Annotated in this window: 13 protein-coding genes and 1 pseudogene; 7 read left to right on the forward strand and 7 right to left on the reverse strand. The window is 69.7% G+C overall.

Annotation, left to right across the window (positions count from 1 at the left end; all coding sequences use genetic code 11):
- From ACQY7V_RS03180 to ACQY7V_RS03190, 3 genes and pseudogenes are all read left to right on the forward strand, one after another.
- A pseudogene (locus ACQY7V_RS03180) lies at nucleotides 1-368 on the forward strand (hypothetical protein); the annotation flags it as partial.
- The gene (locus ACQY7V_RS03185) at nucleotides 365-853 is read left to right on the forward strand and encodes a DUF3180 family protein (protein WP_320772515.1); all 489 of its coding nucleotides are present in this window, start codon (nucleotides 365-367) and stop codon (nucleotides 851-853) included. The pseudogene ACQY7V_RS03180 and the gene ACQY7V_RS03185, both read left to right, overlap by 4 nt.
- An 88-nt stretch (nucleotides 854-941) precedes the next feature.
- Nucleotides 942-1625, forward strand: a complete 684-nt coding sequence (locus tag ACQY7V_RS03190) for a hypothetical protein (protein ID WP_320836042.1) — start codon at nucleotides 942-944, stop codon at nucleotides 1623-1625.
- Nucleotides 1626-1627: 2 nt separating this feature from the next.
- On the opposite strand, the gene disA is transcribed toward ACQY7V_RS03190, so the two are convergent.
- The 4 genes from disA to ACQY7V_RS03210 form a co-directional block, all read right to left on the reverse strand.
- The gene (disA, locus tag ACQY7V_RS03195; RefSeq protein ID WP_235361781.1) at nucleotides 1628-2698 is read right to left on the reverse strand and encodes a DNA integrity scanning diadenylate cyclase DisA; all 1071 of its coding nucleotides are present in this window, start codon (nucleotides 2696-2698) and stop codon (nucleotides 1628-1630) included.
- A gap of 37 nt (nucleotides 2699-2735) precedes the next feature.
- Entirely contained in the window at nucleotides 2736-4106 is a 1371-nt protein-coding gene (gene radA / locus ACQY7V_RS03200) for a DNA repair protein RadA (RefSeq protein ID WP_303774858.1), read from the reverse strand.
- A 55-nt stretch (nucleotides 4107-4161) separates the two neighbouring features.
- A complete protein-coding gene (locus ACQY7V_RS03205; protein ID WP_407822462.1) occupies nucleotides 4162-4845 on the reverse strand; it encodes a potassium channel family protein in 684 nt (227 codons plus the stop codon).
- A 73-nt stretch (nucleotides 4846-4918) separates the two neighbouring features.
- The gene (locus ACQY7V_RS03210) at nucleotides 4919-6388 is read right to left on the reverse strand and encodes a TrkH family potassium uptake protein (RefSeq protein WP_303774862.1); all 1470 of its coding nucleotides are present in this window, start codon (nucleotides 6386-6388) and stop codon (nucleotides 4919-4921) included.
- 260 nt (nucleotides 6389-6648) lie between these two features.
- Between ACQY7V_RS03210 and ACQY7V_RS03215 the strand changes: the two genes are divergently transcribed.
- From ACQY7V_RS03215 to ACQY7V_RS03225, 3 genes are all read left to right on the forward strand, one after another.
- Nucleotides 6649-6867, forward strand: coding sequence for a helix-turn-helix domain-containing protein (locus ACQY7V_RS03215; protein ID WP_154475190.1), 219 nt, complete (start codon nucleotides 6649-6651; stop codon nucleotides 6865-6867).
- A 99-nt stretch (nucleotides 6868-6966) separates the two neighbouring features.
- The gene (locus tag ACQY7V_RS03220) at nucleotides 6967-7065 is read left to right on the forward strand and encodes a 30S ribosomal protein bS22 (protein WP_003792170.1); all 99 of its coding nucleotides are present in this window, start codon (nucleotides 6967-6969) and stop codon (nucleotides 7063-7065) included.
- A gap of 85 nt (nucleotides 7066-7150) precedes the next feature.
- Nucleotides 7151-7819 carry a histidine phosphatase family protein gene (locus tag ACQY7V_RS03225; RefSeq protein WP_428638887.1) on the forward strand — a complete coding sequence of 223 codons (669 nt, stop codon included), beginning with the start codon at nucleotides 7151-7153 and terminating at the stop codon, nucleotides 7817-7819.
- Nucleotides 7820-7850: 31 nt separating this feature from the next.
- Here ACQY7V_RS03225 and ACQY7V_RS03230 read toward each other — a convergent pair whose 3' ends face one another.
- The 3 genes from ACQY7V_RS03230 to ACQY7V_RS03240 form a co-directional block, all read right to left on the reverse strand.
- Nucleotides 7851-8297 carry a hypothetical protein gene (locus ACQY7V_RS03230; RefSeq protein WP_320785565.1) on the reverse strand — a complete coding sequence of 149 codons (447 nt, stop codon included), beginning with the start codon at nucleotides 8295-8297 and terminating at the stop codon, nucleotides 7851-7853.
- A 63-nt stretch (nucleotides 8298-8360) separates the two neighbouring features.
- The gene (locus ACQY7V_RS03235) at nucleotides 8361-9254 is read right to left on the reverse strand and encodes a 1,4-dihydroxy-2-naphthoate polyprenyltransferase (protein ID WP_320836040.1); all 894 of its coding nucleotides are present in this window, start codon (nucleotides 9252-9254) and stop codon (nucleotides 8361-8363) included.
- Nucleotides 9255-9309: 55 nt separating this feature from the next.
- Nucleotides 9310-10632 (reverse strand): AMP-binding protein, encoded by a 1323-nt coding sequence (locus tag ACQY7V_RS03240; RefSeq protein WP_428638889.1) that lies wholly within the window; start codon nucleotides 10630-10632, stop codon nucleotides 9310-9312.
- A gap of 196 nt (nucleotides 10633-10828) precedes the next feature.
- On the opposite strand from ACQY7V_RS03240, the gene ACQY7V_RS03245 reads away from it, so the two are divergent.
- Nucleotides 10829-12268, forward strand: a complete 1440-nt coding sequence (locus ACQY7V_RS03245; RefSeq protein ID WP_154475185.1) for a L,D-transpeptidase family protein — start codon at nucleotides 10829-10831, stop codon at nucleotides 12266-12268.
- Nucleotides 12269-12340: the final 72 nt, after the last annotated feature.

The following is a 12340-nucleotide window of genomic DNA, read 5'->3' on the forward strand; positions in this document are numbered from 1 at the left end:
GGGCGTCGGCGGCTGCGGGCGCTGAGCCGTCGGCGCCGAGCGGGGCTCGCACCGCTTCGACGGCCCCGGACCGGACCGGGGAGCCCCCGGCTGCGCCGCATCCTTCGCGCACGCTTCCCGCCTGGGACTTCGCCGGTGCGCGCGTGCGGATCGTCGATGAGGGGTCGGCCTCCGACGCGCCCCCTGAGGAGACGAGCGGCTCCCACCCGATGAGGCGGTCCATCGTCGATCCGGGCCTGCCCGAAGACGCGCTCCGCGGCCCCGTCGCGGATTCAGAACTCACGCGGACCGGCTTGCTGCGCAAGGTGGTCGTCCGCCCCTCCGTTTCAGGCCCGATCACCGTGACGAGGGAGCAGGAAGGCCGATGACGCCGCTCTCGAGGCTTCGTCTCCTCGGCCTGGGCGTCGGAGTCGCGGTCCTGACCGCGGCCGTCACTCTCGCCGTCGTCTCCTCGGGCGCTTCGCCGTTGCTCGTCGCCCCGCTCCTCGCCCCGCTCTTCGCCGTGTTCGGCCTCCTGCTCGGTTGGGCGGGTCTTCACGTCCGGCGCTTCAAGGAGCGTAAGCGGACCTGGGTGACACCGCTCGCCGCGATGCGCATCGCGATCGCCGCACGGGCCTCCGGCTACGTCGCCGCGGCCACGGCGGGCGTGCTGGCGGGCGTGCTGGCCGCCAGCCTGGGGCGAATCGAGGCGCCGCTCATGGCCTCGAACGCCCTCGCGGCGGGCTTCGCCTGCGCGGGCGCCCTCTGGTGGTGCGTCGTCGCCGTGGTCGTGGAACGCTGGTGCATCGCGGACATCGATGACGACTCGGAGGGCCCCGGCGAGGTCGCGCGTCCTAGCGCCAGCCCCGCATAGGGCCCCGCGGCGTCCTCGGGCCCCTCCCCGGTCCCGACTCCGTCAGTCCCGCTCACGACCCTTCAGCCAGTATTTCGAGGAGGCGATCATGACTCGAGGATCAGGCCGGTCCCCTTCATCATCGGCGCCCAAGCGCCCCAACCTGTGGCCCCGTCGCATCATCACGGGAACGGGCCTCCTGGCGGTCGTGGCCCTGCTCGTCTGGGGGATCGTCAGCATCGTCGGCCTCGTCTCAGGCGGTGCGCCCGCCGAGGAGGAGCCCCAATCGCTCGCGATCCGCAAGGCGGAGACCATCCAATCGGGGGATTCCGTCATCGAGCTCCGTGCGGATCAGACGGCCACCCGCGACGGGATCGTCTCGGAGAACGGAGGGGTGACCATTCCCGCCTGCGCGCCCGACGCGCTCCGCTACACGGCCGAAGCCGCCCAGACGACGATCGGCGCGGGTGAGACGGTGTCCGTGTCGGTCGAGAACACGGGCGCGATCGCCTGCACGACCCGTGCGGGGGCATTGGGCCTGCGCATCATCTCCGGCGAGCAGACCATGTACGACTCGACGGCATGCGAGGGCTACGCCCCTGAGACCACGCCCCTCCTGCTGGCGCCGGGCGCCTCCTGGAGCGGAGCGCTCGGATGGGACGGCCGCGTCTACTCCGAGGGCTGCGTCGCGCCCGCTGAGGCGCTGAACGCCGAGGCCGGGACCTACCGCGCGCTCGTCGTGGTCGGAAGCCGGGCGGTCACGGAGGAGTCGGTCTTCGAGATCGTCCCCTGAGGTCACCAGCCGACGATGCCGCTGGCCGCCATCTGGGCCTGATGATCGAGGTTCTCGCGGATGAGCTTGGCCCGGTAGGGGCCGATCCCCTCGATGCCCTGGAGGTCCTCGACGCTCGCAGCGCGCAGCTCCTGGAAGGTCGGCCAGTGGGAGGAGACCTCCTTGATGACGCTCCACGGAAGGTGGGGGACGAGTGAGAGCGCGCGAATGCCGCGCGGCTGGATGTCGCGATCGAGGTCGGCGACCTCGAACACGCCGAGTCCCAGCACATTCGCGATCGCGCTGAGATCGACGAGCTTGTCGCCGCCGAGTTCGGACAGGTGCTGATCGACCGATGCGATCGACGAGGCGGAGCGGATGTAGTCGCGCAGGACGAGAGCGCGCTCCGAGGCGGAGCCGCGAACGAGATCATCGACCTGGAGGGCGAGGAGGCGGCCTTCGGAGCCGAGCTCCTCGAGATAGCCGTTGATCTCAGAAGTGATGCGCCTGATCATCTCCATCCGCTGGACGACCGTCGCGACATCGCGGATCGTCGCGGAATCGCGCATCTCCAGAACGGTGAGCGTCTGAAGCACCTCGTCGAGGCGCTGCGAATAGCGGTCGAGCGTGTCGACCGCGAGATTCGCGCGCGAGAGCAGGGACTCGGGCTCTTCGACGAGGCGGTGGCATTCGCCGACGTAGACCGAGATCATCCTCATCGAGGCCGACAGGGACAGAACCGGCAGGTGGGTCTGGCGCGCCGTCCTCTGAGCCGTTCGGTGGCGCATCCCGGACTCGTCCGTGGGGATCGTCGGATCGGGCAGGAGCTGGACGTTCGCCTTGCGGATCCTCATGTTCTCGATATCGAGGACGACCGCCCCGTCCATCTTGCACAGTTCGCGCAGGCGCGGGGCCGTGAACTCCACATCGAGGTCGAAGCCGCCCGAGCAGATCGCCTCGACCTCCGGCGTGTAACCGAGGACGATGAGGCCGCCCGTGTGCGAACGCTGAATCCGCTCAAGGCCCTCGCGCAGAGCGGTACCGGGGGCGACGGCCGCGAGGGCCTCCCTGAGGATCACAGAATCGGATGTCACAGTCCCGCCTTCCTACGCACCGGCTTCAATTCGAAGTTTACGGCAGCGCCGCGCGGATCGCGGTCGCGAGGTCGGAAACGGTCAGGACCGTGAGGCTGTCGATCCGCGGAAGATCCTCCGAGCCCTTCGCCGGCACGATCGCTCGAGTGAATCCCAGGCGGGCGGCCTCCTGCAAGCGGCGCCCCACGCCGGTCGATGCGCGGATCTCCCCGGTGAGTCCGATCTCGCCGATCGCGACCGTTCCCGGCCGGGGGACGATCTGCTCATGAGCCGTGACGATGGCGATCGCCATCGCGAGGTCGATCGCCGGTTCGGCGCTCTTCGCGCCGCCGACGGTCGACACGTACACGTCGTAGGAGGACAGGTCGACATCGAGCCGGGCTTGGAGGACGGCGAGGATCATGGCGACCCGGGAATGATCGACGCCCGAGGTCGTCCGCCTGGGCGATCCCGCGGCGCTCGAGGCGACGAGGGCCTGGACCTCGGTCGGCATCGGTCGGCGCCCCTCGAGCGAGACCGTCACGCAGGTCCCGGGGACGTTCGCCGAGGACTCCGAGAGGAACAGGCCGGAAGGATCGGGGACCTCGCGGATCCCGGATTCCACGAGTTCGAAGCAGCCGACTTCATCAGTGGGCCCGTAGCGGTTCTTCACGGCCCGCAGGAGCCGCAGGCGCGAATGGCGGTCGCCCTCGAATTGGCAGACGACGTCCACGAGGTGCTCCAGGACCCGCGGACCCGCGATGCCCCCGTCCTTCGTGACGTGGCCGACGAGGAGCACCGGCAGATCGCGCTCCTTCGCGGCGCGGATAAGGCCGGCGGCGACGGCGCGCACTTGGGCGACGCCACCGGCTCCGCCCTCGACCTGGCCCGACGAGATGGTCTGCACGGAATCGACGATGAGAAGCGAAGGGGAGACCGCGTCGACGTGGCCGAGCAAGGAGGCGAGGTCGTTGTCATCGGCGAGGAGAAGGCGCTCATCGAGGGCGCCGATGCGCATCGCGCGCGCTTTCACCTGCGAGGAGGATTCCTCGCCGGTCACGTAGAGAACCGGGCCGCGGCCCCCGGCCCCGCGCGCGGCGCGCGCCGCCACATCGAGGAGGAGTGTCGACTTGCCCACCCCGGGTTCGCCGGCGAGCAGGACGACGGCGCCCGGGACGATGCCCCCGCCCAGGACGCGGTCCAGTTCCCCGACGCCGGTCGGACGCGAGCGCGCCCGTTCGCCGTCGACGTCCCCGATGGGCAGCGCCGGCCGACGGGGAGCGACCGGAGCGGTGCCCCCTGCGATCGCGCCGCCGGGCGCGGCCTCCTCCAGGGTGCCCCATGCGGCGCAGTCCCGGCACTGGCCCGCCCACTTCGGGCTCGTCCAGCCGCACTCCGTGCAACGGTAGATCGTCTTCGCCTTCACCATGCTCGAAGCCTAAGGGCGGGCACGGGCATCTGCGGCGCCGTCCCGGGCGCCCTGTCTAAGGGCGGTTCGCGAAGTACTCGAGCAGACGGGCATCGCCGGACACGATGATGATGTCCTCGGGGTTGATGCGCGTCTTCGAGGTCGCGTACTCGAAGGGGGTCCCCGGGCGCAGGACGCCCAGCAGATTCACGCCGTAGCGCCCTCGAAGATCCAGGTCCTCCACCGTGAAGCCGTGCACCTCTTTGGGGGGCCGCAGCTTCATGATCGCGAAGCCGTCCTTCTCCATCTCGATGTAGTCGATCATCCGGCCGCCGACGAGGTGAGCCGTGCGCTGGCCCGCGTCGAACTCCGGATAGATGACGTGGTGGGCGCCGATCCTCCTCAGGATCCGGCCGTGCTCCCGGGAGATCGCCTTCGCCCAGATCGAGGGCATCCCCATGTCGACGAGATTCGCGGTGATGAGCACTGAGGACTCGAGCGATGATCCGGCGCCGACCACTGCGGCGCGGAATTCGCGGGCCCCGAGCTGCTCGAGGGCCTCCATCGAGGTCGCATCCGCTTCGACGAGGGGGAAGCGCCCCGCGAAGGCCTGAACGCGCGCGGGGTTCTTCTCGACCGCGAGGATCTCGTACCCCAGTTTGTCGAGGGTCACGGCCACAGCCGACCCGAAACGACCGAGTCCGATGACGAGTGTTCCGGAGGCGAGTTCGCGTGCATCCTCGTGAGCCATGCTCGCCATTATGCCCCGAAGAGCCCGATCCGTGGGACGCGGTATGCCGGGCGCCCCCGTCGAACTGCGGGGCCGCTCGCCCCTAACCGATGATCGGGCGCTCCTCGGGCATGCGGATCACGCGCGAACGGTCCCGCAGCGCCAGGGCCGCGGCCATGGTCATCGACCCGGTCCGCCCGGCGAACATGAGGATGATGAGCACGTACTTGCCCAAGGGCGGCAGCGTCGCGGTGATGCCCGTCGACAGGCCCACCGTCGCGAAGGCGGAGATCGTCTCGAAGAGGATCGTGTCGAGCGAGTAGTTCGTGAGCGACAGCAGGACCACCACGGACACGGCGACGAGCGTCAAGCCCAGCAGGGACACCGCGACCGAAAGGCGGACGACCGAGGGCGGGATCCGCCGCCCGAAGGTCTCGATGTCCTGATCGCCCCGCGCTTCGGCGATCACCGCGAGGACGAGCACCGCGAAAGTCGTGACCTTGACGCCGCCCGCGGTGGACGCCGAGCCGCCGCCGATCATCATGAGGATGTCCTGGACGAAGTGCGTCTGCGGCCGCATGACGCCGACATCGAGGGCCGACAGTCCCGAGGAGCGCGAGTTCACGCCCGCGAGCAGGATGTTGAGCAGGCGCGTCGATGTGTCGAGCGAGCCGAGCGTGAGCGGATTCGTCCACTCGGTGAGGGCGAGCATCACCGTTCCCACGAGCGCGAGGATCGCGTAGACGGACAGGGTGAGCTTCGTGTGCAGCGCCCACTTGCTCGGAGTGCGCCACCGGGCGGCGAGGTCCTGAATGACGGGGAAGCCGATCGCGCCCACGAAGGTCCCCAGGACGATCGGCGCGAGGAGCCACCAATCGGAGACGTGCGGGGCGAGGCCGCCGACGAGGATGACGAAGCCCGCGTTGTTGAAGACGGAGATCGCCATGAACATGGCCTCCCAGACCGCTCTGCCCAGGGTTTCGCCCATCGTGAGGAAACGGGGGAGGAAGACGAGGAAGAGGAGGGATTCGGCGGTGAGCGAGGTCGCGATGACCGCTTTCAAGAGTCCGGAGATCTGGCCCAGTCCGTCCGACTTCGTCTCCTGGGCGGCGAGCATCCGCTGGGTCAGGCCGAGGTGGCGCGAAACCGCGAAGCCGAGGATCGAGGCGAGGGTCATCACGCCCAGGCCGCCGATCATGATGCCGAGGGCGATCACGCCCTGACCGAAGGTCGTCCAGCTCGTCGCCGTCTCCACCGTGGTCAGGCCCGTGACGCACACTGCGGAGACGGCGGTGAAGAGGATGTCGACGAAGGAGACCGGGCGCTGGGGGATCGTCGCGATCGGCAGGCTGAGGAGCGCGGTGATGACCGCGATGATGAGCGCGAAGACGCCGAGGGCGAGGCGCGCGGGCGCGTAGCGGGCCTGGCGGACGAACCACGCCTTGAAACGGTCGACGGGGGTGTCCTCCGGGGCGGGATCCGTGCGGCCGACCCGGCGGACGAGGGGCGAGGGCGCGGCATCGAACTCCTCCGCGGATGCGGGGGAAAGGGCTCGTCGGCGCGAAGCCCCCATCGCGCGCGCAGTCGTGCCGAGGGGCAGGTCGATCGGCTTCTCGTGGTGCGCCACGGGCCCGTCCTTCCTCCGATCGGGAGCGCTTGATCGGCACAAGACTACGGATAGTGAGCGAGGGGGTGCGCACGGCCGTCCGGGAGGAGGATTCTCCTCCTCCGAAGTTGCCGACAAGGCGCCCTCAACCACTAGTATGGCCCTGAAGCGGGTGAATCATAGGACGCAGGGTTCCGGGTCCCGCTTTGATGAGCTCAGGAGTCTTCATGGATCAGAAGTCCGCACCCCGTTTCATGACGGTGTCCGAGGTGGCGGAACTCATGCGCGTGTCGAAAATGACCGTGTATCGCCTGATCCACTCCGGAGAAATGCCCGCGATCAGGGTCGGGAAGAGCTTCCGCGTCCCCGAGGCGGCCGTCGGCGCGCTCATCGCCTCGGGTCTGGCCGATCACACAGATGAGCGTGCGGCCGGGATCGGCGGCTGAAGCGGGTAGAATGGTCGCTGCTGTGCCCGCTCGGGCATGAACGACGAGCGGTGGTAACCTCCGCCGCGCATCTTTTTCCATACACGAGGGAGGAACCCCATGGGCTCCGTGATCAAGAAGCGCCGCAAGCGCATGGCGAAGAAGAAGCACCGCAAGCTGCTGCGCAAGACGCGTCACCAGCGTCGCAACAAGAAGTGAGTGTTGAGGGCCCGGCCGATCGGCCGGGCCCTTCGCTTCGCCCCGCTCCGGCGCGCCCCTCGTCGAGTCGTGGGAGACTGGGGGCATGATCCCGACGAAGATCCACGTGATGCGCCACGGTGAAGTCGACAATCCTGAAGGCGTGCTCTACGGCCGCCTCCCCGGTTTCGCACTCACCGAACTCGGCGGGGCGATGGCCCGAAGAGTCGCGGAGCACCTGGTCGCAGAGGGCGCGGACATCAGCGCGGTGATCGCCTCGCCGCTCCTGCGCGCCCAGCTCACCGCGGCGCCCACGGCCCGCGCCTACGGCCTGCCGATCCTTTCGGATCCGCGCCTGATCGAAGCGGGCAACGTCTTCGAGGGCGAAGCGGTCAATTCCGATCGCATGATCTTCTTCAAGCCCGGGAACTTCAAGTACTACGCGAACCCGCTGCGGCCGAGCTGGGGGGAGCCCTACGCGCAGATCGCCGCGCGGATGAGTGCGGCCCTCTCCTCCGCCCTGCGGCTCGCCGAGGGGCGCGAAGCCCTCGTCGTCTCGCATCAGAGCCCGATCACGGTCCTCACCCGATTCGCGCGCAAGCAGCCCCTCGCCCACGCGCCCTGGTCGAGGCACTGCTCGCTGGCGTCGCTCACGACATTCGAGTTCGTCGGTTCGACCCTCGTAGCGATCAGGTACTCCGAACCGGCGGCGGACCTGGTCGCCGAGGCCCAGGACATGACTCCGGGCGATTCGGCGGCGGCCCTCAAGCGCTGAGGGCCCCGAGCTGAGGGTCCCGTCGGCCCGCCTACTCGCGCCGACCGCCCTCGGCCCCCTCGTCCTCGCCCTCGTCGCGCGTCTCGGGCTGCGCCGCCGGGGACTCGCCCGCGCCGTCCTCGCCACCCGATCTGGCGCTGCGCCGCTTCTCGCGCTGGATGTCGCGCTCGATCCTGAAGAGGAACTCGGGATCGTCATCCGGTGCGAGCGGACGGGGCTTCTCGGGCTGCGCTTGCGGGGGGCGCGGCATCGGGATCGGGGGCAGGGGCGACTGCCCGGCTTCGGCGCGCGAGACGGCGCGGAGGATGATCCAGGCGATGGAGCCCAGGGAGAAGGAGGGGATCGTGATGAGGATGAGGATGAGCCACATCGCTTTGGGCATCCGCGCCGGCAGTTCCTCCTCGGGCGCGCGGAACCAGTCGGCGATCGCGTACACGGTGACGGCGATCCAGGCAATGGCGATGAGAATCCTCAGCATCCGGCAATTTTATCCCTCGGGGGCCTCGCCGCCCCTGCGGGAGTTGCGCCCTCGGCGAAGTGCTCAGGCGATGAGGAGGAGGACGCTCGCGAGGACGGCGTAGGCGAGCGTGAACAGGCCCGTGTTGCGCAGCGCGGGGATGAGGGCCGCGCCCTCGGCGCCCGTGGAGACGGGGAGCACGGCCGGTGCGGCGCCGAGGGCGGTGAGGAGCATGAGGCAGACCGAGGTGAAGACCGTGAAGCCCAGCGCGTGGAGCGCGGCTCCCAGGATGACGACGGCGATCGTGAAGCAGGCGGAGAAGACGCTCCGGGACGCGCCGTCGCCGAGGCGCACCGCGAGGGTCCGCTTCCCGGACTCGGTGTCGGAGGGGATGTCCCGGATGTTGTTCACCATGAGGAGGGCGACCGAGAGGAGGCCGAGCGCCGAGGCGAGTCCCCACAGCCAGGCCGGCGCTTCCGGGATCTGCGTCCACGTCGTCCCCACGCAGGCCATGAGGCCGAAGAAGACGAAGACGAAGAGTTCGGACAAGCCGACGCCCATGTATCCGTAAGGGGTCCGTCCGCCCGTGTAGAACCACCCGGCGAGCACCGCGAGGATCCCGGGGATGAGGAGGAGCCACTGCCCGGACAGGGCGAGGAGGGCCAGCCCGGCCAGGCCCGCGAGGGCGTAGAAGCCCAGGGCGGCGCCGAGGACGGACTTCGGCGCGGCCAGGCCCGAACCGGTCAGGCGCAGTGGCCCCTTCCGCTCCGCGTCGGTGCCCCTGATCCCGTCGGAGTAGTCGTTCGAGTAGTTGACGCCGATCTGCAGGGCGAGGGCGACGACGAGGGCGAGCAGTGCGCGCAGCGGGTCGAATCCGCCGAGGTGGTGGGCCGCCGCGGATCCGAGGATCACGGGGGAGGCCGCTGCGGGGAGGGTGCGCGGACGAGCGCCTTCGATCCACTGGGGTAGGGTCGCCATCTCTCAAACTCCTTGCCGTCTCGGGCGATTCACAAGCGGGGGCGCTCTTCGCGGGTCACCTGCGCCAGTCGCGTTCGGGCCGGTCCTCGTCCTCGGCGATCCCGCGCGCGCGGATCCTGTCGACCTTCACCCCGTTGAGGGAGGGCAGGGCATCGGCGGCCACGACGCGCCGGGGCGCGTAGGCGCGGCCGATGCGGGAGCCGACGTGGTCGCGGAGCGCGCGCCCGAGCTCCGCCATCTGCTCGGGCGAGGTCGGCATCTCCGCTGGGACGACGATCGCGGTGACGATCTCCCCCCACTTCTCGTCCGGGGTCGAGGTCACCCACGCGTCCGCGATCCCGGGCGCCGACAGGAGCGCGGACAGGACCTGCCCCGGTGCGACCGAGAGCCCTCCCGTGACGATCACGTCGTCGGCCCGCCCTTCGACGCGCACCAGACCGCCGCCGGTGATGACTCCGAGATCGCCCGTCAGGAGCCAGGTGCTGCCGCCCTCGTCGAAGAAGGGGGGATCGGCGTCGAGATAGCGGGTCATGAGGACCGGGCCGGAGATCGCCAGGCGGCTCGAGCCGTCGCGGTCGACGGCTCGGACCTGGACCCCTTCGAGGGGCACGCCGTCATAGACGCACCCGCCGCAGGTCTCCGTCATGCCGTAGGTCGTCACGACCTTGAGGCCGGCGTGCTCGGCGCGTTCGAGCAGGCCGTTGCGGGTCGCCGCCCCGCCGACGAGGATCGCGGCGAGGGCGCGCATCGGGGCGAGCACCTCCTCGCCCGCCTCGAGGCAGGCGGCGAGCTGCGTGGGGACGAGCGACAGGTATCCGGGCACGCCCTGGTCCTGGGTCGCACCCGCGATCGCCGGAAGGAGGGCCTTCGGATCGAAGGTGCCCGGACTGTCGACGATGAGGGGGGCGGTGTCGGCGACGGCGGCCCGCACGAGGACCATCGCCCCCGCGATGTGGTGCGCGGGGAGTGCGAGGATCCAGCGTCCGGGCCCCTTCAGCGCACGATGGGTGGCATTCGCGGAGGCCACGAGGGATTCGATCGAGAGGCCGACGAGGCGGGGCGATCCTGAGGTCGAGCCGGAGGTCGAGACGATGAGGTCCACGCCCTCGAAGAAGGAGGGGTCGTCGATCCGCTCCGCCAGGGCGGGGAAGCGCTCCGCGGGGAAGGCCTGCGCGGGCGTCGCCGCGCTCTGCCTGAGCGACGAGGGCGGTACCTCGTCAGGATCGCGGAGGGCGACGAGCGTGCGGGGCGCCGGGTGCCCGGGGTCCGCGAGACGTTCCTCGTGGAGTTCGACGAGCTTGTGGATCGCCGCATTCGCGAGGGCGACGGCCCCGATCCGCGTGCCGCCGGGGACGACGAGGATGCGCGCTGGGGACATCGGGACCTCCTGGGCGATGAACGTGGGGCGGACGGTGAAGGCCTGTTCGGCCTTCCGATTCGACCCGAACAGCCTAGGCCGTCCGCTGAAGAACTGCGAAGTTGTGCGCCTCTTCGCCGCTTCTGTGGCGCGCGCCCCACGGTGAAAACGAGGACCCTGCGGGCGCGTGCAGTCGCAGCGGGATACCATGAGCCCGATGATTACGCGAATTTCGACAAAGATGAAGGTGGCGATCGCCTCGGTCGCCGCTTTGGTCGTCGTCCTCGTCGGCGCCACCGCTGGATACGCGATCTCTTACGCCGAGCGGGCGCTTCCCGGCGTCGCGGTCGCGGGTGAATCCGTGACCGGCATGTCCCGCGACGAAGTCGTCTCCCTGATCGAGCGGCGCGCCGCGGACACGAAGGTCACCTTCGACATCAACGGCACCGCTACCGAGGCGAGCCTCGCCGATGCGGGTGTCACGGTGGACGCGGAGAAGACCGCGGATGCCGTCTTCGCGGCCAATGCGGGATTCGCTTCGAAGATCGGCGCTCTCTTCACTTCACAGGATGTGACACCGGTCCTCAAGACGGATGAGAAGGCCCTCGCCTCCTTCGCGACCGAGCTCGCCGCCACCACGGGCACCCCCGTCCGGGAGGCGGAGGTGCTCCTCGGAGAGGACGGCGTGACCTTCACCGCGACGCAGTCCGCTTCCGGATCGCTCGTCGATGAGGAGGCCGTCAAGGAGGCCGTGATGGCCCAGGGCGCCGCCCTCGCCTCGGGCTCTCATTCGCTCGAGGTCCGCGAGGTGAGCCCGAAGGTGACGAGCGAAGCGGCTTCGGCCGCAGCTGATGCCGCCAACGCGATGGTCGCCCTCGGGGTCGCCCTCACCGACGGCGTTGACGCATTCGAAGCCTCCGCCGCCGACAAGGCCTCGTGGGTGAAGACCGATCCGCAAGACGACGGCACCGTGAAGGTGTCGGTCGATGCCGCGAAGTCGCAGGCCTGGGTGAAGTCCACCGTCGAGGACACGAACATCGAAGTCGTCAACGGCATCCACAACGTCAACACCCAGGGCGCGGTGCTGGCCGTCGCGAAGGAGGGCGTCGCCGGCAGGACCGCCAACAACGCGGACGCCCTCGCGGACGCCCTGGTCGCCGCCCTCGACTCGGGACAGGCCTACTCGGGCGAGATCACCTACGACGAAGTCGCCCCGACCTTCGAGGAGCGCCTCGTCGCGGAGGGCGCGGAGAACCTCGTCTATCAGGCGGCCCCCGGTGAGAAGTGGGTCGACATCAACCTGTCGGCGACCACGATCACGCTGTACGAGGGCGCCACCGTCGTCGGCGGCCCCTTCGCCATGGTCCCCGGAGCCCCCAAGACCCCCACGGTGACCGGCACCTACCACGTCTACCTCAAATACGAGTCCCAGACGATGCGCGGCACGAACGTCGACGGCACGCCCTACGTGGCCCCGAACGTGCCCTGGGTCACCTACTTCACCGGTTCCTATGCGATGCACGGGGCTCCGTGGCTGTCGAGCTTCGGATGGTCCGGACCCGAGGGCTCGCACGGATGCCTCAACATGCCGGTGTCGGCGGCGAAGGTCGTCTTCGACTGGGCGGACATCGGTACGACGGTGGTCTCGCACAACTGAGGCCGATCCCCTCGAAACGGGGGAGCGATCGGCGGAATGCGGGTGGGGGCGGACTCTTCGGAGTCCGAGTAT

Origin of the sequence: Schaalia sp., from assembly GCF_050312375.1 — a bacterium.
Classification (GTDB): Bacteria; Actinomycetota; Actinomycetes; order Actinomycetales; family Actinomycetaceae; genus Pauljensenia; species Pauljensenia hyovaginalis.